We start from the raw sequence: 24,464 nt of genomic DNA, 5'->3' as shown, positions 1-24,464 counted from the left end.
TCTTATCCTCCTGCAGCTATCGCGCCGCCGGAAAAGCTGCGCGCAATCAAGAGGACTCCCCATGTGACAATGCCCAATGCGATGGAGAGCGCCGAAGCCATGGCGAAATTCGCCGATAGCGTGAACTCGGTGTAGATCACCATCGGCAGGACATCGATGTCCGTGGCCAAGGTGAAGGCAGTACCAAAGGCCCCCATGGCGGTGGCAAAGGCGATCGCCCCCGCCGCGACCATGGCTGGGCGCAGCGCTGGCAAGAGTACATCCCAGAGCACTCGATGGGCTGGCGCGCCAAGGCTGCGCGCGGCTTCTTCCAGTGCAGGATCTATCTTCTCGGCCGCGGCCATCACGGTCAGCAGCACCCGTGGGATGGAGAAATAGAGATAGCCGAGGAAGAGCCCAAAGGTGGAATAGGCAATGACCACGTGACTTGGGGTGATCTGGTTTACCAGCCCCTGCCGACCCCCGAGAAGGATGATCATAAAGCCGACCACAACACCGGGAAACGCGAGGGGCAGTGTCAGGATCGACAAGAGGGCACTGCGTCCCCAGAACCGATTGCGGGTCAGAAAAAGCCCTGCAGTGGTGGAGACGGCCAAGGCCGCGAGAGTCACCGCGCCTGAAACCAGAAGGGTTTGCAGAAGGGCTGAGAGATACCGCGGGGTTTGCAGCATCCTGACATAAACGCTCCAGCCCTCTGCGCCCTCGGAGGAGGACAGCACAAGGCGCACCAAGGGTAGCGCGAGAAAAGCGAGCGTGAAGATCAACAGAGGAAGGAGGCATAAAACGCCAAAGGAACGGGCCGTCACGGGAGTTCTTTCCTGAAGTACCGGGAGCACACCGGGACGCGCGCTCCCGGTGTTGGATTATTTGACTTCGTTCAGGTAGCGTTCGCCAAAACCGGCCTGCGCCTTTTCCATCTCTGCATAGTTCACAGCCTGTGCACGGGCATAATCGCTGGCGGGCAGGAATTTCTCCGCCACCTCAGCAGGCAGCTCAACCGGGCGCGCGGGCTGCAGATAGGCGTTGGTCCAGATCGCCTGCCCTTTGTCAGAGAGAATGAAATCCAGAACCTTCTTGCCGGTCTCGCCGTGAGGCGCATTGCCCACGAGGCTCATGACATAGGGTACACGCACCGACCCCTCGCAGGGCAGGACAAATTCAAAATTTCCGTCTTCTTCGTATTTCGCGCGATAGGCGTTGAAGTCGTAATCAAACAGGATCGGGATCTCTCCCGATACGACCCGCGCATAAGACGTCTGCTTGGGCACGATCGGTGCGTTCTCTGCCAGCTCGGAAAAATACTCGATTGCGGGGTCAAAGTCTTGCAGATCGCCCCCAAAGGAAAGGTTGACGGCGACGGCCCCGGCATATCCGACAAAGGCCGACGAGGGATCCAGATAACCCACCATTCCCTGATAGGCAGGCTTTTTCAGGTCTGCAAAGCACTGCGGGACGGGCGCGCCGCCAAGGGCGTCCACATTCACAAAGAACCCGATGGTGCCGTAATGCACTGCGAACCACTTGCCTTCGGGGTCTTTGAGCCCCTCCGGGATCTCGTCAAAACCTGCGGGCTTGTACGCCTCGACCAGACCTTCCTTGCCCGCCTTGATGCCGGTGGTCACACCGTAATAGGCCACATCTGCCACGGGGCTGTCTTTTTCAGCCACAAGCTGTGCAAATGTCTGGCCGGAGTTCTTGTTGTCATGCGGAAGGCTGACACCGATCTCGGTCTCGATGGCCTCCAGCATGGACGCCCAATCCGCCCATTGCGGGGGGCAATTGTAGCAGATGGCGTCTTCGGCCTGCGCCGAAGATGCAAAAGACGCGGTCAGCGGTGCCGCAAGAGCGGTTGCAGCCAGAACCGTAAGAGCGATATGTTTCATGGGTTCATCCTTGTTTGTCGTTGGACGTGAACGGGGGAACAGACGGCGACTGGGCAGCACCCCGGTCGTCGTCAGGGCTTTTCGCGCGGGGTCCGGACAAGGTTGCCCCGGCGCGGAAAGTAAAAGGCAGGGGCGCAAGTTCTGTCATTGCGCCGCCCTGCAGTCCGGTCAAAAGCGTCTGTGCGGCCTGGCGACCCATTGCCTCTGGGGTGGTCTCGATCGTGGCAAGCGAGCGATCCAGCAAACGCCCGACCTCGATCCCATCGAACCCCACAACCGACAAATCCTGCGGGACATGCCGCCCCATCAAAGGCGCGGCTTTTTGCACGGCGATTGCCAGGAAGTCATTGGAGGCAAAGATCGCGGTCAGATCCGGGTGGTCCGAGAGGCGCTGGGCAAGGATACTGGGCGTGTTGGCTTCGGTCTCGGTGATCTCGATCAGCTTGGGTGGGGCCAGATTGAGGGCGGCACATTGCGCCCGAAACCCGTCAAACCGGTTGCGTGAGCGGTCCGAGGTCGAAAATCGCAACGCCAGAAATCCGGTGCGCTCGTGGCCGTAGAGGGCAAACTGGCGCGCGACTTCTGCGGCGGCCTGCGCGTTGGACACATGCGCGCTGGGCCAGTCGGGCAGAGGGTCGTGAAACATCAGGCAGACGGGGATGTCGCGCGCCCGAGCCTGTGCGAGCGGCACACTCTCCTGTGGCGCGGCCATTGTCACCAACAGGCCGTCGACATCCTTACTCAGGAGAGTTGTGAGAATGTCATTGTCCGTTTCGTCATCGTAATTGGAGCTGGCGACCAACAGCTGATACCCGTGGCTGCGCAACTCTTCCTGAGCCCCCTGCACGGCCTCCGCAAACACCGGGTTGGCGAGCGACGGAATAAGGCAACCGACGGTCATGCTCTTGCGGCTTTGTAAGGCGCGTCCAGTCGCGGAAAAGACAAAACCCATGCGCCGCGCTGCATCTTCAACACGAGCGCGGGTCTCAGCGCTGGCGGGGCCGGATTTATTCAGCACGCGACTCGCAGTTGCGACGCCACATCCGGCAGCGAGGGCGACATCCTTGATGGTTATGCGGGTCCTGTCGGTCATTTGAACCTTTTGCGAGTCGTGAGATGGAAACGTTTCCAGCCCAGCAAATAGCGGGATAGGGGCACAGTTTTGTGACGTTTGGCACGAAACGCAGCCGGATGACCTAACGGGCGCTCGATGGTTCGGCGTGCCCTGTGCATTGACAATGCCGCAGAGGCTGCCTAGCTCTTTTCCATTCTCAGGGCGGGGTGAAATTCCCCACCGGCGGTTATAGCCCGCGAGCGCCACCTCTACGGGGTGGGTCAGCAGATCCGGTGGAATTCCGGGGCCGACGGTCATAGTCCGGATGGGAGAGAATGTACTGCGTGTACCGATGGGTGCAGGTGGTCTTTTGCGCTCTGGGATTCTGTCATGTTGAAAGGATCAAGAGCTATGACAAAATCCCCAAAATTCGCCTTCATCAAGGCGCAGTGGCATGCCGATATCGTGGATCAGGCATTGATCGGGTTCCAAGACCAACTCGCCGATTTTGGGCTTGACGCCGCCGTCGACGTCTTCGACGTGCCCGGCGCGTTCGAGATGCCGCTGCTGGCTCAGAAACTTGCGGCCACGGGTGAGTATGACGCGATCGCCGCGGCCGCTCTGGTCGTGGATGGCGGGATCTACCGCCATGATTTCGTGGCACAGGCGGTGGTGTCCGGGTTGATGGAGGCCGGCCTCAAGACAGGCGTGCCGGTGCTGTCGGTATCTCTCACGCCGCATCATTTCCAGCCGAGCGAGGAACACCAGACCTTCTATCACGCGCATTTTGTGAAGAAGGGCCGCGAGGCTGCACAGGCGGCAGTGCGGATGGCCAATCTGTACCGCGATCTTACCCCAACTCCGGTCGAGGCCGTGGCCTAAATGGCCTGCGCCGCACCTCTCAGAAAAAGAAGTGCGGCGCTTCTTTGAGTTCAGGATGCGGTAAGCGCACGTTGCAAGGCACGATAAGAGGCCTTCGGCGTGCGCTTCAGCGTCTCAAAGTCGACATGCACCAGACCAAAGCGTTTCTCGTACCCGAGCGCCCATTCGTAATTGTCGAGAAGTGACCACAGAAAGTAACCCTTCACCGGGACGCCCTCTGCAATCGCTTGGCGTACCCGCGCAAGGTGTGCCTCAACGTAGGCGATGCGGGCTGCGTCCGGCACCTCGCCCTCCAGAAGCACATCCGGGTTTGCCATGCCGTTCTCGGTCACGATGAGCGGCAGACCTCCGGTGTAGTCTTCGGCTGTGCGCTTCAGAAACTTGTAAAGCCCATCTGGATAAATCTCCCACCCCATCTGGGTCGTGGGCAGTTCGCCCACCAGCTCTGCGTAATGGGGCCAGGGGCCATTGTCTGGACCGATCACCTTGCGAGTGTAATAGTTCAAACCGCACCAATCGACCTTTTGGGTGATGGTGGCGAAATCGTCCTGCCAGCCCTGCGGCAAATGGGGTTCGAGCCCGCGCAAGGCTGCTTCGGGATAAGCGCCTTTAAAGACCCCGCCGAGGAAAAAGCGGTTGTAGATCGCATCATAGGTTTCTGCCGCGGCCTGAGCTTGGGCACTCTGATCCAGCGGCTCCGCCCATTCAAAATTGAACACCGCACCAAGGTTGTTCATTCCAAGGCCCCGCATCACTTCGATGGCGCGGCCATGGGACAACAGGACATGGTGCATGGCCCGTGCGGTGGCGCGGATGTCGCGCAGACCGGGCGCGTGATGGCCCAGAAAATGCGAAAGCCACCCAACGCACCAGGGTTCGTTGATGGGTGCCACGGAATACATCCGATCGCCGATCCGGGACATGATGACTTCGGTGAATTCGGCAAACCAGTTGCTTACATCTCGATTGCGCCAGCCGCCCATGTCGGCCAGTGGCTGCGGCAGCTCCCAGTGGTAGAGCGTCGCGCAGGGCTTCAGGCCGCGTTCGAGCATCGCGTCGGTCAGCCGGTCGTAGAAATCGAGCCCCTCGGCATTGGGCGTGCCACGCCCCTCGGGCAGCACGCGTGCCCAACTGGTCGAGAACCGATAGCACTCAAACCCCGCTGCAGCGGCGAGATCGAGGTCCTCCTCAAAGCGGTGGTAGTGGTCACAGGCGCGTGCGCCATCCTCAGAACGCACCACATTGCCGGGTGTTGCGGCAAAACTATCCCAATGGGTCGGCCCTGCGCCGCCATATTGATGGCCTTCAATCTGATAGGAAGACGTCGCGCAGCCGAACAGGAAATCCCCTGGAAAGTCGCGGCGTGTAAAAGTGAAATCCGTCATGTCTTTGATGTCCTGTTGGGGGCGGGGCCTGTTGAGCGACCGACAGTGAGTTCGGCTTCCAAAAGCTCAGTCAAGGGCGCATCGCCCGGGTCTTCGATCTGTGAAATCAGGAGTTTGGCCAACCTGCGCCCGGCATCGCGCACCGAGGAACGAGTGGCGGTAAAGACCGGCACATCGGCCCCGTTTCGCAGATAAGACAGGTCGTCGTCATGGGTGATAACCGAAATGTCGCGCCCCATTTTGAGCCCGGATTCTTCGATTGCGCGGCGCACACCAAAGGCGGCGATGATCGAGGACACCAGATAGGCGGTGGGCGGATCTTCCAGTGCCTGCGTGCGTTGCACGGTGTCGTAGCCATAGACTTCGGTCATCTCTCCTGCCGTCATCAGGGCGGGATCAACTGGGATTCCGCGTGCCTGCAGCGCCGCCTCATAGCCCTGGCGGCGGCGGTGCGCGAAATCCATGCTCTCTTGACCGTTCACAAGGCAGATCCGGCGGTGGCCCAGATCCAGCAGAAAGTCGGTTGCGCGCCGAAACGCGCTGGTATTGTTCACGTCGAGCCAGCTGTAAGGTCTGGAAATATCGGTGGCGCGCCCATGCACTGCAAAGGGCAGGCCGATCTCTTGCAGCATCGTAATCCGAGAGTCGCGCATCTTTGGTGCGTGCAACACGATGCCATCCACGTTCCGCTTGGCGGCCATTTCGTGATAGGCGCGGGACTGATCTTCGTCGGCGACCAGTGAGAGCACCATGTCGTAGCCTGCTTGGCTGTAGCTCTCTCCGGCGCCCGCAATGAAGTCGCTGAAAATCGGGTTCATCATCTCGTGCTGGGTCGAGAGCGGAATCACATGACCGATTGCCATCGCGCGCCCCGTCGCCAATGCCTTGGCACGGGTGTTGGGGCGATAATTGTGATCTTGGGCGGCCTGCATCACGCGCTTGCGCGTAGCCTCGCTGACTTCGGGATAGCCGTTTAGCGCTCGGCTCACGGTGGTTTGTGACAGACCAAGGACTGCCGAAAGTTCTTTGAGGTTCATGGGGCTGGGCCTCCAAAGCGCTTTAAAAAGTCTGCGAGAAGTCGGTCTCCGAACCCGAAGCTCTATTCAAGTTATGTCAAAGGCAACATCGCTAGTTCAAGTGTAAACTAATAATCCGAGCAGAGAATTGTTGACACTTGGGCCCGAATCCGAAATTTTGAAATCAATCAAAGCGCTTTGAATCGCTTGAGGACGCGCCGCCGAGCGAAGGCATCAAGACTGATGCGGCTCTATGGTGGATGCGGAGAGTAAAGGGAGGAGACCCAATGAAACGAGTATTGATGTCAGCCGCAGCGATCACCGCGTTGATGGCAGGAACGGCGAGCGCCCAGGATCTGATTTTTCCGGTCGGCGAAGGCGCCTTCAACTGGGACAGCTACGCAGAGCTGGAGAAGATCGACCTGAACGGTGAGCAGGTCACCGTGTTTGGTCCATGGCTCGGGCCTGACCAAGAGGTTGTTGAAAACGTACTGGCCTACTTCGCAGCCGCGACCGGTGCGGATGTGCGCTATGCAGGCTCCGACAGCTTTGAGCAGCAGATCGTGGTCGATGCCGAGGCAGGCTCTGCCCCCAATGTTGCTGTTTTCCCGCAGCCCGGTCTGGTGTCTGATATGGCCAAGCGAGGCTTCATCACGCCGCTTGGTGAAGAAACCGCCGACTGGGTGCGCGACAACTACGCCGCGGGTCAGTCCTGGGTGGATCTCGGAACCTATCCGGGCGCAGATGGCAATGACGGGCTCTTTGGTCTGTTCTACAAGGTCGATGTGAAGTCTCTGGTTTGGTATAACCCGGAAAACTTTGAGGATTTCGGATATGAAACTCCGCAGTCCATGGAAGAGCTGAAGGCGCTGACCGAGCAGATGGTGGCCGATGGCAACACTCCATGGTGCATCGGCCTGGGATCCGGTGGCGCGACTGGCTGGCCTGCGACCGACTGGGTCGAGGACATGATGCTGCGCACGCAGGAACCCGCAGTCTACGACAAATGGGTCTCCAATGAGCTGAAGTTCGATGATCCTGCCGTCATCGGTGCGATTGAGGAATTCGGTTGGTTCGCCAAGAACGATGACTTCGTTTCTGGTGGTGCTGGTGCCGTGGCGTCTACCGACTTCCGCGATAGCCCCAAAGGTCTCTTTGCCAGCCCGCCGCAGTGCATGATGCACCGTCAGGCGTCCTTCATTCCGGCCTTCTTCCCAGAAGGCACCGAAATGGGTCTGGATGCTGATTTCTTCTACTTCCCTGCCTACGAAGGCAAAGAACTTGGCAATCCGGTACTGGGCGCGGGCACCATCTGGTCGATCACCAATGACAGCCCCGGTGCTCAGGCGCTGATGGAGTTCCTGAAGGCGCCGATCGCTCATGAAGTCTGGATGGCGCAGCAAGGGTTCCTGACCCCGCTGAAGAGCGTCAACACCGACCTCTATGCCACCGACACGCTGAAGAAGATGGGCGAGATTCTTCTCTCTGCAGATACCTTCCGCTTTGATGCATCCGATCTGATGCCGGGTGGCGTGGGCGCCGGGTCGTTCTGGACCGGCATGGTGGATTACGCAGGTGGCAAACCTGCCGAAGAGGTTGCAACCGAGATCCAGTCCTCCTGGGATGCGCTCAAGTAACCAAGAGCGCCTCTCCTGCAGGGCCGTCCCTCCGGCCGGCCCTGCCCCTTGCCGGTGGCCACGCAGCAATAGCGTTTCACCACTCACCACGCCCAAACGGGCGCTCTGTGGCCCCGGCACCCATGTTTTCTTCAGGAGCCAGTCATGCATCCAGCCATTCAAGGGCTGCTGACCATCGCTTTCGGCGTCGGGGGCTGTGTCGGCTATTTCTACCTCTCGAATATCATCCTCGACACCTTTGTTTTCCCCGCCCGAGGCAAGGACATTGCCAAGAATATCCGCCGCGCCAACATGGTGCGCCCATGGCTCTTTTTGCTGCCTGCGCTTCTCGCCCTGGGGCTCTACCTCGCTTATCCGGTGTTTGAGACAATCCGTTTGTCCCTCACCGAGCGGGTGCCCGGTGGTGGCTCGGAGTTTGTCGGGCTCGACAACTACAAGCAGATGCTCGCAGAGGCAAAGTTCTGGGAGGCGCTGCAGAACAACTTCCTCTGGCTTCTGGTGGTGCCTGCGGCCTCTACCGCCTTTGGTTTGCTGGCAGCGCAGCTCACCGATCGGTTGGCTTGGGGAAATATCGCTAAGTCATTGATTTTTATGCCAATGGCGATCTCCTTTGTGGGCGCTGCGGTGATCTGGAAGCTCGTTTATGACGCCCGCCCGCCGGGCACCGAGCAAATCGGCATTCTCAATGCGATCTATATCTGGCTCGGTGGCGTTGAACCCCAGCAATGGTTGACGATCCCGTTCTGGAACAACTTCTTCTTGATGATGGTTCTGGTTTGGATTCAGACCGGCTTTGCCATGGTGATCCTGTCGGCAGCCCTGCGCGGTATCCCCGAAGAAACCGTCGAGGCCGCCATCGTGGATGGTGCCGGACCCTTTCAGATCTTCTTCAAGATCAAAGTGCCGCAGATCATGGGCACCATCGTCGTGGTCTGGACTACGATTACAATCGTGGTGCTCAAGGTCTTTGACATCGTGTTTGCGCTGACCAATGGCCAGTGGGAGACGCAGGTTCTCGCCAATTATATGTATGACAAGCTGTTCCGGGCGAATGACTGGGGCGTGGGATCGGCTTCGGCCATGGTGATCATGCTTCTGGTGATGCCGATCCTGGTTTGGAACGTCTACAACGCACGTCGCGAAATGCGCTGAGGGGGATGGGGTTATGAATGCAATCGCAGGACAAAAGCCTGGCCTGATGTGGGCGCTTCGCATCTCTGTCATCGTGTTGGTTGGCCTCTGGCTGTTTCCGACGCTGGGGCTGCTGGTGTCGTCGTTCCGCACCGGTGATCAGATCGCCACATCCGGTTGGTGGAAGGCTTTGTTTCCCACCGAGCAGAACCAGACGCTGCGCACAGCTGCGCCAGAAACACAGGTGCAGGTGGGTGACCTCTGGGTGATCGAAGGTAATCTCTTTGAGGGCGAAACTTCGGCCGAAATCTCTGTCTGGGGCACCAATGCCCGCGAGATTGACGCCTACAGCGCGGGAGAGACCGCGACCCTACGCGGCGGTGAAGAGCTGACCGTCGAGGCAGATGGAAGCTACCGGATGACCTCCTCCACCGAAATGGAAGGACGCCGGGGCGCGCGGGTCTTTGTGACTGCTGTTGTGCCCCCAGAGTTCACAGTTGAGAACTATGAGACGATCCTGATTTCAGGTGGGTCTACCGACAACATGGCGCGGGCCTTTTTCAATACGCTCACCGTGACGATCCCGGCGACGATTATTCCGATCCTTGTGGCGGCTTTTGCAGCCTATGCGCTGGCGTGGATGGAATTCCCGGGCCGCGCGCTGCTGATTGCGGCCATCGTGGGCCTTTTGGTGGTGCCCTTGCAGCTGGCGTTGATCCCGCTCTTGAAGTTTCACAACGAGATCGGCATCGGCAAAGGCTACCTCGGAGTCTGGATGGCGCATACCGGCTTTGGCTTGCCTCTCGCGATCTATCTCTTGCGCAACTACATGGTCGGCATACCGCGCGACATCATCGAGAACGCGCGGGTGGATGGGGCGACCGACTTTCAGATCTTCACCCGGATCATTTTGCCGCTTTCTTTCCCGGCGCTCGCCTCCTTTGCGATTTTTCAATTCCTCTGGACCTGGAACGACCTTCTGGTGGCCATGGTATTCCTGATTGACGCGACTGGCGAAACAACGGTGATGACCAAGCAGATCGTCGAGCTTCTTGGCACCCGCGGCGGCAATTGGGAAATCCTCGCCACCTCGGCTTTTGTTTCCATCGCCGTGCCGCTTGCCGTTTTCTTTGCCATGCAGAAGTACCTCGTGCGCGGGCTACTGGCCGGGTCGGTCAAATAGCGACCCCAAACTTCACACTTACCTCCTGACGACGGACCTCAAGACATGAACGCTCAGACCACAATCAACCCTGCTTCGGTGCTGTCCAATGACCCGGATTGGTGGCGCGGTGCGGTGATCTACCAGATTTATCCGCGCAGCTACCAAGACAGCAATGGCGACGGCATCGGGGATCTGCAGGGTATCACGTCACGTCTGGACCACATCGCCTCTCTTGGGGTGGATGCCATCTGGATTTCGCCCTTTTTCACGTCACCGATGAAAGACTATGGCTACGATGTCAGCGACTACTGCGATGTTGATCCGATGTTTGGCAACCTCGCAGATTTTGACGCGCTGGTGGCGCGGGCGCATGATCTCGGCCTGCGGGTGATGATCGATCTGGTGCTGTCGCATAGTTCGGATCAGCACCCTTGGTTCGCCGAGAGCCGTCAGAGCCGCGACAACCCAAAGGCCGACTGGTACGTCTGGGCCGATCCCCAAGAAGACGGCACGCCGCCGAACAACTGGCTGTCGATCTTTGGCGGTTCCGCCTGGCATTGGGACGCGCGCCGCGAGCAATATTATCTGCACAATTTTCTGGTCTCGCAGCCTGACCTAAATTTCCATTGTCCGGACGTGCAGAATGCGCTTTTGGATGTGACCCGCTTCTGGCTCGAGCGGGGAGTCGATGGGTTCCGCTTGGACACCATCAATTTCTACATCCACGACAAGGAGTTGCGGTCGAACCCAGCGCTTCCCAAGGATCAGCGCAATGCCAATATCGCCCCTTCGGTGAACCCCTATAACCATCAGGAACACCTCTACTCCAAGAACCAGCCGGAAAACCTCGATTTTCTCGCGCGGTTCCGTGCGCTTTTGGACGAATACCCGGCCAAGACCGCGGTTGGCGAAGTCGGCGATGCGCAGCGCGGGCTGGAACTATTGGGACAGTACACGGCCGGCAACACCGGTGTCCACATGTGCTATGCCTTCGAGTTCCTGGCCAAAGATCCGCTAACCGCCGCGCGCGTGGCTGAGGTTTTTGAGCGCACAGATGAGGTAGCAGCCGATGGTTGGGCCTGTTGGGCCTTCTCCAACCATGATGTTCAGCGGCACGTCAGCCGATGGGGGTTGTCGGACGCTGCGCTGCGCCTCCATGCGACTTTGATCATGTGCCTCCGCGGCTCTGTCTGCATCTATCAGGGCGAAGAACTGGGGCTGCCAGAGGCCGATATTTCCTTTGAAGATCTGCAAGATCCCTATGGGATTGAGTTCTGGCCTGAATTCAAAGGACGCGATGGATGCCGCACTCCGATGGTCTGGCGCAGCGACAATACGCATGGCGGCTTCTCCGAGGCGCGTCCTTGGCTGCCGGTCAGCCTCGAGCATGCGGCGCTGTCCGTAGCAGAGCAAGAAGCAAACCCCGATGCGTTGCTGCACCACTACCGCCGCGTGATTGCCCTGCGACGCGCCCACGCGGCACTGTCGCACGGAACCCACGACAAGGTCGTGGCAAGCGGGTCTGTCGTTCATTTTCTGCGCAGCGCCGAGTCCGAGGACATCTTCTGTGCCTTCAATCTTGGCGAGGCGGCGGCAGAGGTCAGCTTGCCCGCGGGAACGTGGGAGCAGCTTGGTGCTGACATCGGCACTGCCGAAATCAATGGTGATCTGGTGAAACTTGGCCCTTGGCAAGCCTGCCTCGTACGGCGCGTATAACACTCTCTGGGAGGAGACCATGGCGAATTTGAAACTGACCGGGGTAGAGAAAACCTACGCTGGCGCGGTGAATGTCCTGAGAGACATCAATCTCGACATCAAGCAGGGGGAGTTGATTGTCTTTGTGGGTCCGTCGGGATGCGGCAAGTCCACGCTCCTGCGCATGATCGCGGGGCTGGAACGCATAACCGGTGGGACATTGGAAATCGACGGCGCGGTGATGAATGACATCCCGCCCGCCCAGCGGGGCATCGCCATGGTGTTCCAGAGCTACGCGCTCTATCCACATATGACGGTGCGCGACAACATGGGCTTTGCGCTCAAGATCGCAGGTAAAAGCGCAAGCGAGATTGAGGAGGCGATCACACGAGCAGCCAAGATCCTGCAGCTTGAGGACTATCTCGACCGTCTGCCCAAGGCGCTTTCAGGTGGGCAGCGGCAGCGGGTGGCAATCGGTCGGGCGATTGTGCGCGATCCAAAGGTCTATCTCTTTGATGAGCCTCTCTCCAATCTGGACGCGGCCCTGCGGGTGGCGACGCGGATCGAGATTGCGCAGCTCAAGGAAGCGATGCCGGACAGCACCATGATCTATGTGACCCACGACCAGGTGGAGGCGATGACGCTCGCTTCACGCATCGTTGTGCTCGCCAATAAGGGGATCGCGCAGGTGGGCACGCCGCTCGAACTCTACGAGCGGCCCGAAAACGAATTTGTCGCCCAGTTTATTGGTTCTCCGGCGATGAACCTGCTGCCGGGCGAGGTCATCGCAACGGGCGATCTGACCCGCATTCGCCTGGAGAATGGTGAAGAGGTCGCCTCCACCGTGCCCACCCGCACGAGCGACATGGGGCTCAAGGTCAATGTGGGCGTGCGACCAGAGGATCTCTTTGAGGAGGGGGAGGGCGGCGCGATGATCGACGCTACGGTCGACATCGTCGAAGCACTTGGTGAAGTGACGGTGCTCTATTTCAAGGCGCAAGCCGGGCAAGATGCGCCTGTTGCAAAATTGTCTGGTATTCACAAAGGTTTGCGTGGAAGCCAAGTGCGACTCTACGCGGATCCGAAGAAGGTACACCTCTTTCACAATGGGCATTCTCTTCTGTATCGCGAGGGGTGAGGTCAGGATCGTTAGGGGCGCAAGCGCGGACGTCGAAGCCGCGCGGCGCCCCTTTCACCAGAGCGCCGAATTTGGAGTTTTCCAGAATAGGCGTTTGCAGGTCATTTTGTGCTTGCACCCACCCGATGGCAGCGATACACCGCGCCACAGTGGACCGATAGCTCAGCTGGATAGAGTACTTGACTACGAATCAAGGGGTCGGGGGTTCGAATCCTCCTCGGTCCGCCACTTCCCCCCTGTTGAACGTCAGACGAAATTGACCTAGGCGTCATAAACCGACCCAGTCCGATGTTATTGCCGTGTGGCTTGTTGCGTTGATCTGACCTTCCTTTTGGAAAATCAGGGCTGATTTGCAGGTTCGGTCTTTGAGCCCGCCGGTTCCTGCTGATCTGCCCCATGTGTCCAAAGGTCGGCGAACGCGGGAGGGGGCGAGGCAATGCTATTCGACCGGGTTGGTGCGGCCCGCAGGCGTAGCCGAGGACACGGCCCGGTCTAATCGGATTGCCCGAGGGGGAAGGCAGCACCCTCTCCCTGACGGCCAGGGGCGTTTGGCTTGTTCAAATCCCGCTGGCCCACAAAACAGAAGCGGCGGGCCATCAGTCCCACCTCCGTGTTGCGGTCATTCAATTTTGAAAACTGAGTTCACAGGTTTAGGCTTAACCGCTAGGACGTGTTGACAAAAGGGATTCACAAGGCGCGCTGATCGTGATTCAAGCTGGTATCTGCGATGGAGACCAACTTGGCACGAGACCTGATGTCGGACGAGGAATGGGCGTTCTTTGGGCGTTTCATCCGGACAGTCCGCGCCCCGAACGGGCGGAAACCTTCCAACCACCGCCTTGTTCTTGATGGGGTTTTCTAGATCGCGCGCACAGGCTCTCCCTGGCGCGATCTGCCGGAAGAGTTCGGCAAGTGGTCAAGCGTCTACCGCCAGTTCCGGCGTTGGACGCTGGCGGGGCTCTGGGAGCGGATCATGGACGCCCTGAACGAAAGCGGCGTGGTCCCGCACGCACTGCAAATGATCGACAGCACCGTGGTTCGCGCCCATCATCAGGCAGCGGGCGCAAAAGGGGGATTCCGCGACAGGGTTTTGGCCGTTCGCGTGGCGGCTTCTCGACCAAGATCCATCTCCTCGTCAATGCAGCAGGGCTGCCCATGAGGACCGAGATCACAGCGGGGCAAACCTCCGACTATCTCGGCTTCATCGATATCACGTCAATTCGCCTTTGGGTGCGCCATTTGTCAACATGACCTAAGCCGGGTAGACGCCTTGTTGCGAGATGCGGGGTCCTCGCGTGAACAGATGCTTCAGGCCATTGTCTGGCTGGCGGATATGGCGGATTTTGCCGAGATGAACGAGGTCTGGGATGCCTGGGTGCCCGAGGGCCACGCCCCTGCGCGGGCCTGCGGCGAGGCAAAGCTCGCCCGGGCAGAGCTCAAGGTGGAGATCATCGTGACAGCGGCCTATCCGGTCGACTGACGGCGCCCCCAAAGAGGCGCAGCGTTGCCCTCTTATTCGTGCTTCGAGAACGTTCAATCCGCCATGGCGAGGATCGCGTGGCTGGAATGCATCGTGGCGTTGGGCCTAAGGGGGACGTCTGTTCCACCGGGCGTCTCGCGCCTTCGAGCAAGACGGTGTCCACAGGTCGATGCGGGATAAGGCATCGCAAGTCGCTCAGACGGGACCACCCAATAGTTCTGGCGACTAGATCTGTCTCGAACGCGCCTACGCTGGGCGCGCTATCATCACATCGATGGGTGCGCGTCAGTGACGGGCCCGGGCTTGGGTATCCCGAAATGCAGCTGGAACAACCGTCTCTTCCTCGTCATCTTCTTGATCCGGAAGGGTCATTGGGGGCGGTAGCTTCAAGGAAAATCGAATAAGGGTGCCGGAACTCACATTTGGATCGCACCAGATCTCACCATCGTGGCGTTTTGCAATCTTTGCGCAGGTCGCAAGGCCAAGCCCGCTTCCCGGCAGATCGCTGCTTCTTTGAAGCCTCTTGAAGGGTTCAAAAATGCGTTTGCGATACTCTTCTGGCACGCCGATCCCATTGTCTTGAATCGCAAACTGAACGCCAGAACTAAGCTGTTTGACAGAGATGTCGATTTGGGGCTGCTCCTTACTGCGATACTTTATCGAATTGCTGATAAGATTTTGAAGCAATTGAGAAATATCTGGAGGGAAGCAGGAAACGCTTATGTCATTGTGCTCAGTAGAAATGATCGCGTCGCTATTGGCGATGTCTTGCGAGATCGCCAGACAAGCGGACTCCACAAGGCTCTCGGCCGCAATCATCTCCGGCGCGCCTTCGCTGTGAGGGTTGATGTGACTTGCAAGCCGTTCGATCAAATCGGACATCTTGGAGACCGACTTCTTCATCAAATCGAATTCTCTTGTGACTTCATCCATATCCCCGGCTGCAAAATCCTCAAGGATCTGATCGCTGAGGAATTTGATCGCCCGAATAGGCGCGCGCAGGTCATGGACGAGCACATCCGAAAACTGCTGGAGTTCTTTCTGGTGTTCCTCGATACGCCATTTCATCCGGGCCACCTGAAGGCCATTTGCGATCATTCTTTGCAGCGCCCCAGGAGTGATTGCTGATTTTGAAATATAGTCAGCGGCACCACTCAGGATGGCGCTTTTTGCAATCTCTTCATCCCCCTGACCGGTCATGATAAAAATCACGCAATGCGGCCAACGGCGAAAGAAGCTGGACATCAAGTCGATACCGGATATGTCGGGCAGTTGATAATCCAGAAAGATGACTTCGACTTCTTCATCGACAAATGAACGCGCTGTTTCGCCGCTTTCGGCTTCGAGTATGGAATTTGTCGGATAGAGCTTGGACAGATGGCGTCGCATCATTTTGCGGTCACCCGCATCATCATCGACGATCAACATTTTCTTCTCATCCATATTTCAAACTCCTAACATCGGCGGCGGTGAACTCCATGAGGAAAAGGCGAGGTGTGTTTGTGCCCAGGTGAGGCCCAATATCGAGGTTGCAAACTGGTGGGGTCTCCGCCTCTTTTGAAGAAGGGAAAGAGCATAGGAATGACGTCATGCTGCTTTGTCCTCCTCCTGAACGATTTCGTCTGGCCAAGAGAATTCAAACACTGTTCCACGCTCGCCGTCGGAGAGAACATCGATTTTGCCTCCAACCACTTCGATATGTTTCTTCACAATCGCCAATCCCATTCCGCTGCTTTCTAGCTGGTCGCGAGAGCGCAATGTTCTGAAGATGTCGAAAATCCGGTCGTGATAGGCGGGTTCGATCCCGGGGCCATCATCTTCGACGCGAAAGCGCATGAATCCGTCGCTATGTTTGACATCGATCGATACATAGCCCGAACCTCGATCGTGGTGCTTAATACTGTTGCCGATCAGATTCACGAGGACCGTTTCCAGGGGCATTTTCTGGACAGTCAAATGGTAGAAGTCGTCCGAAAACACGATCCGGATATTTTCAGGGACGTCGAGGAGTTCCAGGATGCTCTCTGACAATTGGACCCCTGTCACCTTTTCAACCGAATCCGCAACCCGCCCGATCCGCGAGTGTTTCAGCAGATCACTGAGCAGGGCTTCCATGCGGCGGGCACGGTTACGCAGCAGATCCATGCTCTCTCGAGTGTCGTCGGTCAGATGGGGGCGCAGATCTTCTTCGAGCCAGGAAACGGCATTCTCGATCACCCGCAATGGCGCCTTGAGATCGTGAGACGCTATATAGGCAAATTGATCGAGTTCGGCATTGGAGCGCCTGAGGGCGGCAATCAGCGCTTCGGACCTAGCGGTTGCCGCCGCGCGCTCCGTCACATCGCGGATAAGGGCCACAAAGCGGCTTCCCTCAGCATAGGACGTATGCCGCATCACGAGATTGATGACGATGGGTTCGCCCGCTTGTTTCTTGAGAGAGATTTCGCGCTGTTGTGGAGGCTGATCCCCGCGAGCGGAAATGGTTTCGCAGAGGATTTCCTTTCCGTGCTCCTCATCAAAACCCAGCATTTCAAAGAGATTTCGCCCGGTGAGATGCACGCTGTCTTCATCCAAGATCCTGCAGGAGGCAGGATTTGCGTCTTCGATGGTGCCGTCTGGCAACAGGGTCACGATGCCTTCGGCCACATTGGTCAGGACCATATCCAAACGCTGTGTTTCACGCACCAGATCGCTGGTCAACTGTTTGAAGTTATTGGCAATGAGTGTGACTTCGTCGCCGCCCTTCGACAGGGAGCCGGCCTGATCGCCGCGCAGGCCCGCGCTTTTCTTGATCTCGTCGATGAGGTGTTCGAGCGGTGACAGCAATCGTGCTGCAAAGACATATCCAAGCCCCGAGGCAAGAAGGGTCAGCACAAGGGCATGGGCGAAGTTTCTCCAGAGTTCGTGCCGAGCCTGTTGAAAGAGAGCCCCGGCATCAATGTCGGTGGCGATGAAGAAATCGAATGGCACATGGGCGTCGGAAATAGGGACGGAGCTGAGGTAGAGGTTTTCATCACTGCCCAGATCGATCAGCTGACCTACAGATTGTTGCGCAACCACCTTGAAGTCGAGAACCCGTGGGGTTTCTTCGGGAGAGAGCACAAAGCTCTGATCGTCGGTCGCAAGCGGGAAGGCGGGTTCGACATGGTTTTGGATAACGTAGTAGGTCCGCCCCAGCTCTCCTTCGTATTCCGGCACGGACAGAAGTTCGGAAAGAACCGCGTTGATGACCACCGCGCCGATCACGGCCCCGTCGTCATTCACCAATCTCTTGATGGAGCGCAGTGTCGGGGGGCCGACGACACTCCCTTTTTCTCGGTTGCGCGTCACGTTTGAAAATAGCGAGTCATCGGTTTCAACAGCTTGCAGCAGCCTGATGTAGGGCTCATCACCTTTCTGCTGCAAATCCGTGGGGTCAACATGACTGACCTCACCCGCAACAAAGTTCACCCGAACGATTTCGGACCAATTGTTCTCCGGCAAAAGAAGCCGGATCTGGCTATAGCCGCTCCGATTGGTCAGCACGCTTTTGAACAATGTCTCTAGACGCACAAGCCAATCCTGCAGGGACGACCCGTCCAAGGGATCGGTGAGTTCATCGGATTGGCGCGTGCGCAGAATCCCAGAAATGGGGGGGAACCCGATAAGGGTTTCGGCGTCCTGACGCATCGTGGTCAGAGTGTCCTGGATGTATCTCGCATGCGTTTTGTGATCCCTCTCCAGCAGTTGCTCTGTGTGAGTGTGGATCCGGGAGACGGTGTCACGGTAGTTTAGAAAGAAGAAGGCGCTGAAAGCCGCCCCTGAAACGATGAAGATGACCAGGGCGACCTTGAGTTTGATCGGCAATCGTTTTGGCGACATGCACGCCACCTTTCTATGGGAGGGAGATCATCGAGCTTGGACGGGCATGCGACGGTCACTCAGAAAGATCTCGAAAAGGCCCATGGAGGATCACTGAATGCGTTTGCGAAGCTCGTTTGCCGTGAGCTTGCGGCCCGACCCAACCACACTCTCCAGATCGTCCATAAAGACCACAAGATCCTTCGCGCCACGCTCAAACATGGAGAGGTTGGCCAGCAGCGACATCGGCCAGGCGGTCCAGCTCATGTCACCCATCCAGGACGTCTCGCCGATGTTGGCAATGGTGCCGTAAAGCGCTCCAGGCAACTCCCAATTGCGGACGGTCGCAATGATGCCTGCGCCGCCTTCAGCCGCTGGTCCACCGGCCATGTGCATCTCTTGCCAGATCGCGGTGCCGCCGAAGATGCAGAGCCAGAAGAAGACGGCAATGGTCGGCACGCAGAGCACCCCAACCATGAACTCACGGATGGTGCGGCCATAGGAAATCCGCGCGATAAACATGCCCACCAGCGGTGCCCAGGCGATCCACCACCCCCAATAGAAGATGGTCCAACCGCCCTGCCAGGCGACATTTGGTTCTTCGGTTGCGGTCCAGTATCCCATCGGGATGAAGTGCCACAGGTAGTCCCCGACTGAGGTGATGAAGAACGCCATCAGCCATTTTGCTGGTCCCAAAACCAGGAACCCCAAGAGCAGAGCGATCGAAAGCCAGATGTTCCATTCCGAGATAAAGCGGATGCCGCGGGCAACGCCTGATACGGTCGAGGCAGTGGCGATGACAGATACGATCACGATAAGCACGATTTTCAGGGTCAGGGTTACTTCCAATCCGAACAGCACGTTCAATCCCGTCGCGATCTGCGTGGAGCCCAGTCCCAGCGAGGTTGCAATGCCAAACACCGAACCAAACACCGCCAGCAAGTCCACAAGATGCCCCCACGGGCCGTAAATCCGCTCGCCTAGGATCGGATAGAGCGTGGAGCGCATGGTCAGAGGAAGCCGTTTGCGAAACCCGAAATAGGCGAGACACAAGCCGACCAGCACATACAGCGCCCAACCGTGAAAACCCCAGTGGAAGAACGCCACCCGCATCGCGTCCCGGGCGCGCAACATGTCCATGTCCATATGGCCCGCCATATCGGCGTGTGGGTTATTGGGATACCCAAAGGCGCCGGAATTGTCGAAGTAGAAGATCGGCTCTGCCACGCCAAAGAACAGGATGCCGACACCGATCCCGGCCGAAAACAGCATCGCAAACCAGCTGAACTTGCCAAACTCGGGGCGCGAGTCGTCCTCTCCAAGCCGCAACTTGCCAAATCGCGACCCCATCAGCCAGAAGCAGAAGAACATCACGCCGATCAGCAGCGAAATGTAATACCAGCTGAACCAGCCTTCGATCCAGGCGCGCACGGACGCGTATAGCCCGCTTGCCAAGTCCACGTTCAACACGGTGAAGATGACAAAAAAGGCGATCATTCCTTTTGCGGCAGTGCCCATCCCCGGATGGAGACCGGCAAAGAAGCCGGACTTCGCCACCAGGTGGCTCTTGGAGTTGTTATCAGACATTCAGTCCTCCCTTTGATCTGGTTGGTATTGCCCTCGTTGTCCTCCGCCGCGGGCAGCCCGTTGTTCGGGCGGTGTGGTGTTCGTGCGTTCTCCGACCGCTGGTATTCAAAAAGAGCGGGCCGAACCGGGGAGGATATCCGGCCCGCGAAGGGAAAGCCCGACAGCGCAGCTGCCGGGGGCCCAAGTTATCCGCGCTGTCCGACGTGGCGCCCGGCGCCTTCCGGCAGCGGCAGTCCCGCGTGAGCGGCGGCATAGGATGTCAGCTTGTCCGCTACTTCTGGCGAGGGCAGCGAGGTGGCGCGCGCGTTCAGGTCCATGTGCAGGAGCAGCGTTTCCACAGTTGCCGCCAGCTTGCCCGCAGGGCCGAACAGGCGGTGGAACAGGTGCATCTTTTTGCCGGTCCCCTGCAGCACCTGAGTGGTCACGGTCAGCGCATCGCCCTCGTGCAGTTCATCGAGGAAGCGCACGTGGTTCTCGACGGTGAAATAGCTTTGACCTGCGGCGATATAGTCCGCATCCGCGCCGATCAGTTCCATGAAACGGTCGGTCGCCTGCGCCGATGCTTCGGTGTAATGTGCCTCGTTCATGTGCCCGTTGTAGTCGGTCCAGCTCTACGGAACCGGGCGGCTAACGGTGATTGGCAGTTCAACTGGGGCCGGCACCGGAAGCGTTGCCTCGTGAGTGTTGATGACACCTCCCGCACCGCTGCCGGATTTCTTCAGCGCGCGCATCATGCCAACGAGGTTGTCGTCGCGCAGACGTTCCAGCGCGCGGATAGACAAATGGCCGGATTGAGCGTCCGACTGGCCCGCGATCAGATCGACAAGCTCCTCGGTGAACTCCGGCACATCCATCAGCTTGGTCCAGGGCCATACCAGTGCTGGGCCGAACTGCGCCATGAAATGCTTCATACCTGCTTCGCCGCCCGCAATGCGGTAGGTTTCAAAAAGCCCCATCTGAGCCCACCTGAGGCCAAAGCCCATTCGGATCGACTCGTCGAGCTCTTCGGTGGTGCAGATGCCGTCCTTGATCAGCCACAGGCCCTCACGCCAGACGGCTTCCAGCAGCCGGTCGGCGATATGCGCGTCGATTTCCTTGCGCACGGTCAGCGGGTACATCCCCACCTCGCGCAGCAGATCCGAGGCCTGTGCGCAGCTGTCGGCATCGCCCACCAGCTCGACCAGCGGCAGAAGATAGACCGGGTTGAAGGGGTGGGCCACAACGGCGCGCGCGCCTTTGGCGTTGAGTTCAGAGGGCTTGAAGCCGGACGTCGAGGACCCGATGATCGCGCTCTTGGGCGCATGTTCCTCGATCTGTGCGTGGATCTTGTGTTTGAGATCGAGCCGCTCCGGCACGCTTTCCTGAATCCACGCGGCCTCTGCCACCGCCTCGGCCATTACTGAGTGGAAGGTCAACGCGCCTTCGGCCGGTAGTGCCTTGTCATAGAGCGAGGGCAGCGAGCGACGGGCATTGGCCAGCACTTCGTTGATTTTGCGCACTGCCTCCGGGTCGGGGTCGAATACGCGCACATCCCAGCCATTGAGCAAGAACCGCGCAGCCCAACCGCCCCCGATTACACCACCACCGATGATTGCTGCTGTTTTCATGATCTATCCTTTCGGGGAAACTGCGTACCCTTGCGGGGCAGGGGCCTTGCGCGGCTCATGCCGCCACCGGCGCACGTTTGGTGAGGCCCAGTTTTTCGCGGACTGCATCGGGGCCGACGATTTTGGCGCCCATGCCTTCGATCACGCTGACGGCGCGCTCGACCAGCTGGGCATTGGTGGCCAGCACGCCTTTGTCGAGGAACAGGTTGTCCTCAAGGCCGACGCGCACATTGCCGCCTGCCAAAACCGACGCTGCGGCAAAGGGCATCTGATCCCGGCCCAGCGAAAACGCCGACCAGGTCCAGTCCGACGGCACATTGTTGACCATCGCCATAAAGGTGTTGAGGTCATTCGGTGCCCCCCAGGGCACCCCCATACAAAGCTGGACCAGCGCGTTTGGCTCCAGGATACCTTCTTTGACCAGTTGCTTGGCAAACCACAGATGTCCTGTGTCAAAGGCCTCGATCTCGGGTTTGACACCCAGATCCGTCATCATCTGTCCCATCGCCCGCAACATGCCGGGCGTGTTAGTCATCACGTAATCCGCCTCGGCAAAGTTCATGGTGCCGCAATCAAGAGTACAGATTTCCGGCAGGCATTCGGCGATATGGGCCATCCGCTCGGTGGCACCGATCATGTCTGTTGCGGCCTCGTTGACCGGCAGCGGTGCTTCGGTGGATCCAAATACGATGTCGCCGCCCATGCCCGCGGTCAGGTTCAGCACCACGTCCACTTCGGAGTCGCGGATGCGATCCGTGAGTTCGCGGTAAAGCTCAAGTCGACGAGAGGGCGCGCCGGTTTCCGGGTCGCGCACGTGGCAGTGGACCACCGCAGCGCCTGCTCGGGCTGCTTCGATAGCGGAGGCGGCGATCTCTTTGGGCGAGCGGGGCACATGAGGGGACTTGTCCTGGGTGCCGCCAGAGCCGGTTACGGCGGCAGTGATAAAGACGTCTCGGTTCATGTTTAGGGGCATGGTCTCGCTCCGTCGAGGGTTAAGCTTGCAATTCGGGGTGGTCGGTAAACAGCGCCAGCGCTTGAGGGTTGGCGAGGCCGGAGAGGTTGCGCACAGGGTGTTTGTTCACCACATCGCGCACCGCCAGCTCTGCGGTCTTGCCGGACTTGGTGCGTGGGATGTCAGCGACGAAAAGGATCTTCGCGGGCACATGGCGCGGCGAGGCATTCTTGCGGATTGCCGTTTTGATCCGGGCGCTGAGCCCGTCGTCGAGCGCAACACCTTCGGCAAGCACCACAAAGAGGATTACTCGCACGTCATTGTCGACGCTCTGGCCGACGACCACCGCATCCGCGATTGCGTCGATCTTGTCGAGCTGCCGATAGATTTCGGCGGTGCCGATCCGCACGCCGCCGGGGTTTAGGGTCGCATCTGATCGACCCAGCACGACATAGCCGCCTTGTTTCGTGCGGATCGTGAAATCGCCCTGCCGCCAGACATTGGGAAACGTCTCAAAGTATCTGGCGCGGTAGCGGGCATTGCCGGGGTCGTTCAGGAACCGGGTCGGCATCGACGGATGGGCATTGCGGCAAACAAGTTCACCTGCCTCGCCCTCAACCGGTTCGCCCTGCCTGTTCAGGGTTGCCACGTCCAACCCCAGCATTGGTGCCTGAATCTCACCCTGATGCACCGGCAGCAGCGGGCAGCCGCCAATGAAACAGCCCAGAATATCGGTGCCGCCACAAATTGACGCCAGCTGCACATCCGCCTTCCAGTCTGTGTAGACATGGGCAAAGCCCTTCGGCGAGAGCGGTGAGCCCGTTGACAGTACCACTCGCAGACAATCCAGAGTGTAGCTTTGGGCAGGCTTGTGTTGGCGCTTCAACGAGGTGTCGATGTATTTTGCCGAAACGCCCAGATGGGTGACGTCTTCGGCCTCAGCGATGTCGAACAGCCTCTCGCGGTTTGGGTACATCGGGTTGCCGTCAAACAGGACAATCGCCGCCTCGGAGGCCAGTGCTGCTACCTGCCAGTTCCACATCATCCAGTTGCATGTGGTGTCATAGAACATCCGGTCGCTCGGCTTCAGATCGCAGTGAAGCTTATGCTCCACCAACATCCGCAATAGTGTTCCGCCGCCGCAATGCTCGATGCACTTGGGCTTGCCCGTGGTGCCCGAGGAAAACATCACATAAAGCGGATCGCCAAATGCCATGGGACGACAGTCCAGTTCCGGCGCGTCCTGTAGTTTGAAGGCATCATAAGACGTCATGCATGCGGGCAAGTCCGCTGCATCATACGCATAAGGCCAGACCACGATTTGCTGGATCGACGGCAGCCGATCGGCAATCTCGGCTATGGCGGCACGGGTTTCAAACCGTTTGCCGCCGTAAAAATACCCGTCGGCTGCAAACAGAAGCTTGGGCGCGATCTGGCCAAGTCGGTCGACCACCACGTCTGGTCCGCCTTCCGGCGCGCAGGAGGACCAGATCGCCCCGAGAGAGGCGGTGGCCAGCATTGCGGCAACTGCCTGCGGCATGTTTGGCACAATGCCCGCGACGTGATCGCCCGCTTCGATCCCGGCATCGCGCAGGGCGGCCGCCAGCATCTCCACCTCTCGCTTCAGATCGGCGCGGCTCCAGACCGTGCGACGGCCATCCTCGCCGATAAAGACAATCGCCTCCCGCGTATCCGCATTCTTTGGAAAGGTCTCTACGATGTTGAGGCGGGCTTCGGGGAAGAAACGCACCTGCATCGGGTCTTGATGCGGCAGCAGAGGGACGGGGCCTGCTTCCCCCACAAGCCTGCAAAAGTCCCACGCCAACGGCCAGAACTTCTGCGGCTCCGTGGCCGACCAGGCGTGTAGGTCTGCAAAGCTCCGTATCGTTGTGTCACTGGTCTTTGCGGCCAGTGTCAAAAAATCGGACAGCAGAGGTTTACGGCAGGCCGAAAGGTCCGGCTGCCAGAGAGGTGGCGCAGTGGTCATGGGGGCATCGGGGTCTAGAGAGCGG

At 58.9% G+C, this 24,464-nt stretch carries 16 protein-coding genes, 1 tRNA gene, 3 pseudogenes and 1 riboswitch; of the genes and pseudogenes, 9 read left to right on the top strand and 11 right to left on the bottom strand.

The features are described from left to right. Positions 1-2: 2 nt before the first annotated feature. Genes TM1040_RS01980 through TM1040_RS01970 form a run of 3 tightly spaced genes read right to left on the bottom strand, consistent with a single transcriptional unit; the run spans position 3 to position 2,976 of the window. A complete protein-coding gene (locus TM1040_RS01980) occupies positions 3-806 on the bottom strand; it encodes an ABC transporter permease (RefSeq protein ID WP_011536928.1) in 804 nt (267 codons plus the stop codon). A gap of 57 nt (positions 807-863) precedes the next feature. Further along, positions 864-1,883, bottom strand: a complete 1,020-nt coding sequence (locus tag TM1040_RS01975; RefSeq protein ID WP_011536927.1) for an ABC transporter substrate-binding protein — start codon at positions 1,881-1,883, stop codon at positions 864-866. 4 nt (positions 1,884-1,887) lie between these two features. Beyond that, complete coding sequence (locus TM1040_RS01970; protein WP_011536926.1) at positions 1,888-2,976, bottom strand: LacI family DNA-binding transcriptional regulator; 1,089 nt, start codon at positions 2,974-2,976, stop codon at positions 1,888-1,890. Between the two features lie 170 nt (positions 2,977-3,146). Beyond that, positions 3,147-3,278, top strand: a riboswitch (FMN riboswitch). Positions 3,279-3,348: 70 nt separating this feature from the next. Between TM1040_RS01970 and TM1040_RS01965 the strand changes: the two genes are divergently transcribed. Next, positions 3,349-3,819 carry a 6,7-dimethyl-8-ribityllumazine synthase gene (locus TM1040_RS01965; RefSeq protein ID WP_044026455.1) on the top strand — a complete coding sequence of 157 codons (471 nt, stop codon included), beginning with the start codon at positions 3,349-3,351 and terminating at the stop codon, positions 3,817-3,819. 50 nt (positions 3,820-3,869) lie between these two features. On the opposite strand, the gene TM1040_RS01960 is transcribed toward TM1040_RS01965, so the two are convergent. Both TM1040_RS01960 and TM1040_RS01955 read right to left on the bottom strand, forming a co-directional pair. Continuing rightward, entirely contained in the window at positions 3,870-5,204 is a 1,335-nt protein-coding gene (locus TM1040_RS01960; RefSeq protein ID WP_011536924.1) for a GH1 family beta-glucosidase, read from the bottom strand. Continuing rightward, a complete protein-coding gene (locus TM1040_RS01955; RefSeq protein ID WP_011536923.1) occupies positions 5,201-6,241 on the bottom strand; it encodes a substrate-binding domain-containing protein in 1,041 nt (346 codons plus the stop codon). Before TM1040_RS01955 ends, TM1040_RS01960 begins: the two co-directional genes overlap by 4 nt. Before the next feature lie 266 nt (positions 6,242-6,507). On the opposite strand from TM1040_RS01955, the gene TM1040_RS01950 reads away from it, so the two are divergent. The 8 genes and pseudogenes from TM1040_RS01950 to TM1040_RS01920 form a co-directional block, all read left to right on the top strand. After that, entirely contained in the window at positions 6,508-7,857 is a 1,350-nt protein-coding gene (locus TM1040_RS01950) for an ABC transporter substrate-binding protein (protein ID WP_011536922.1), read from the top strand. A gap of 144 nt (positions 7,858-8,001) precedes the next feature. Beyond that, positions 8,002-9,009 (top strand): carbohydrate ABC transporter permease, encoded by a 1,008-nt coding sequence (locus TM1040_RS01945; RefSeq protein ID WP_011536921.1) that lies wholly within the window; start codon positions 8,002-8,004, stop codon positions 9,007-9,009. 13 nt (positions 9,010-9,022) lie between these two features. Continuing rightward, positions 9,023-10,171, top strand: coding sequence for a carbohydrate ABC transporter permease (locus tag TM1040_RS01940; RefSeq protein WP_011536920.1), 1,149 nt, complete (start codon positions 9,023-9,025; stop codon positions 10,169-10,171). Positions 10,172-10,216: 45 nt separating this feature from the next. Then, positions 10,217-11,869, top strand: coding sequence for an alpha-amylase family glycosyl hydrolase (locus tag TM1040_RS01935; RefSeq protein ID WP_011536919.1), 1,653 nt, complete (start codon positions 10,217-10,219; stop codon positions 11,867-11,869). Between the two features lie 19 nt (positions 11,870-11,888). Beyond that, positions 11,889-12,986 (top strand): ABC transporter ATP-binding protein, encoded by a 1,098-nt coding sequence (locus TM1040_RS01930; protein WP_011536918.1) that lies wholly within the window; start codon positions 11,889-11,891, stop codon positions 12,984-12,986. A gap of 151 nt (positions 12,987-13,137) precedes the next feature. Further along, positions 13,138-13,214 (top strand) — tRNA-Arg (locus TM1040_RS01925). Between the two features lie 499 nt (positions 13,215-13,713). Then, positions 13,714-14,189 (top strand): annotated as a pseudogene (locus TM1040_RS19890) (IS5 family transposase); the annotation flags it as partial. A gap of 49 nt (positions 14,190-14,238) precedes the next feature. Continuing rightward, positions 14,239-14,466: pseudogene (locus TM1040_RS01920) on the top strand (RidA family protein); the annotation flags it as partial. A gap of 285 nt (positions 14,467-14,751) precedes the next feature. On the opposite strand, the gene TM1040_RS01915 reads toward TM1040_RS01920, so the two are convergent. The 6 genes and pseudogenes from TM1040_RS01915 to TM1040_RS01890 all read right to left on the bottom strand — a co-directional run bounded on the left by TM1040_RS01915 (position 14,752) and on the right by TM1040_RS01890 (position 24,439). Beyond that, positions 14,752-15,909 (bottom strand): sensor histidine kinase, encoded by a 1,158-nt coding sequence (locus tag TM1040_RS01915; protein WP_011536915.1) that lies wholly within the window; start codon positions 15,907-15,909, stop codon positions 14,752-14,754. 144 nt (positions 15,910-16,053) lie between these two features. Continuing rightward, positions 16,054-18,327 carry a sensor histidine kinase gene (locus tag TM1040_RS01910; protein ID WP_011536914.1) on the bottom strand — a complete coding sequence of 758 codons (2,274 nt, stop codon included), beginning with the start codon at positions 18,325-18,327 and terminating at the stop codon, positions 16,054-16,056. Positions 18,328-18,417: 90 nt separating this feature from the next. Beyond that, positions 18,418-19,893, bottom strand: a complete 1,476-nt coding sequence (locus tag TM1040_RS01905; protein WP_011536913.1) for a BCCT family transporter — start codon at positions 19,891-19,893, stop codon at positions 18,418-18,420. Between the two features lie 185 nt (positions 19,894-20,078). Further along, a pseudogene (locus TM1040_RS01900) lies at positions 20,079-21,500 on the bottom strand (carnitine 3-dehydrogenase). 55 nt (positions 21,501-21,555) lie between these two features. Then, a complete protein-coding gene (locus TM1040_RS01895; protein WP_011536912.1) occupies positions 21,556-22,473 on the bottom strand; it encodes a 3-keto-5-aminohexanoate cleavage protein in 918 nt (305 codons plus the stop codon). A 19-nt stretch (positions 22,474-22,492) separates the two neighbouring features. Next, positions 22,493-24,439 (bottom strand): acetoacetate--CoA ligase, encoded by a 1,947-nt coding sequence (locus tag TM1040_RS01890; RefSeq protein WP_044026453.1) that lies wholly within the window; start codon positions 24,437-24,439, stop codon positions 22,493-22,495. Positions 24,440-24,464: the final 25 nt, after the last annotated feature.

The organism is Ruegeria sp. TM1040 (assembly GCF_000014065.1).
In the GTDB taxonomy this organism is placed as follows: Bacteria; Pseudomonadota; Alphaproteobacteria; order Rhodobacterales; family Rhodobacteraceae; genus Epibacterium.
The sequence above is the reverse complement of the archived record's forward strand: the minus strand, read 5'-3'. Positions and strand labels throughout refer to the sequence as shown.

Excerpts from the sequence above, each read along its gene's own strand:
- TM1040_RS01935 (WP_011536919.1), top strand. The coding sequence starts at position 10,217 with ATGAACGCTCAGACCACAATCAACCCTGCTTCGGTGCTGTCCAATGAC.
- TM1040_RS01960 (WP_011536924.1), bottom strand. The coding sequence starts at position 5,204 with ATGACGGATTTCACTTTTACACGCCGCGACTTTCCAGGGGATTTCCTG.
- TM1040_RS01975 (WP_011536927.1), bottom strand. The coding sequence starts at position 1,883 with ATGAAACATATCGCTCTTACGGTTCTGGCTGCAACCGCTCTTGCGGCA.
- TM1040_RS01950 (WP_011536922.1), top strand. The coding sequence starts at position 6,508 with ATGAAACGAGTATTGATGTCAGCCGCAGCGATCACCGCGTTGATGGCA.
- TM1040_RS01940 (WP_011536920.1), top strand. The coding sequence starts at position 9,023 with ATGAATGCAATCGCAGGACAAAAGCCTGGCCTGATGTGGGCGCTTCGC.
- TM1040_RS01890 (WP_044026453.1), bottom strand. The coding sequence starts at position 24,439 with ATGACCACTGCGCCACCTCTCTGGCAGCCGGACCTTTCGGCCTGCCGT.
- TM1040_RS01905 (WP_011536913.1), bottom strand. The coding sequence starts at position 19,893 with ATGTCTGATAACAACTCCAAGAGCCACCTGGTGGCGAAGTCCGGCTTC.
- TM1040_RS01930 (WP_011536918.1), top strand. The coding sequence starts at position 11,889 with ATGGCGAATTTGAAACTGACCGGGGTAGAGAAAACCTACGCTGGCGCG.
- TM1040_RS01895 (WP_011536912.1), bottom strand. The coding sequence starts at position 22,473 with ATGCCCCTAAACATGAACCGAGACGTCTTTATCACTGCCGCCGTAACC.
- TM1040_RS01955 (WP_011536923.1), bottom strand. The coding sequence starts at position 6,241 with ATGAACCTCAAAGAACTTTCGGCAGTCCTTGGTCTGTCACAAACCACC.
- TM1040_RS01915 (WP_011536915.1), bottom strand. The coding sequence starts at position 15,909 with ATGGATGAGAAGAAAATGTTGATCGTCGATGATGATGCGGGTGACCGC.
- TM1040_RS01910 (WP_011536914.1), bottom strand. The coding sequence starts at position 18,327 with ATGTCGCCAAAACGATTGCCGATCAAACTCAAGGTCGCCCTGGTCATC.
- TM1040_RS01970 (WP_011536926.1), bottom strand. The coding sequence starts at position 2,976 with ATGACCGACAGGACCCGCATAACCATCAAGGATGTCGCCCTCGCTGCC.
- TM1040_RS01945 (WP_011536921.1), top strand. The coding sequence starts at position 8,002 with ATGCATCCAGCCATTCAAGGGCTGCTGACCATCGCTTTCGGCGTCGGG.
- TM1040_RS01965 (WP_044026455.1), top strand. The coding sequence starts at position 3,349 with ATGACAAAATCCCCAAAATTCGCCTTCATCAAGGCGCAGTGGCATGCC.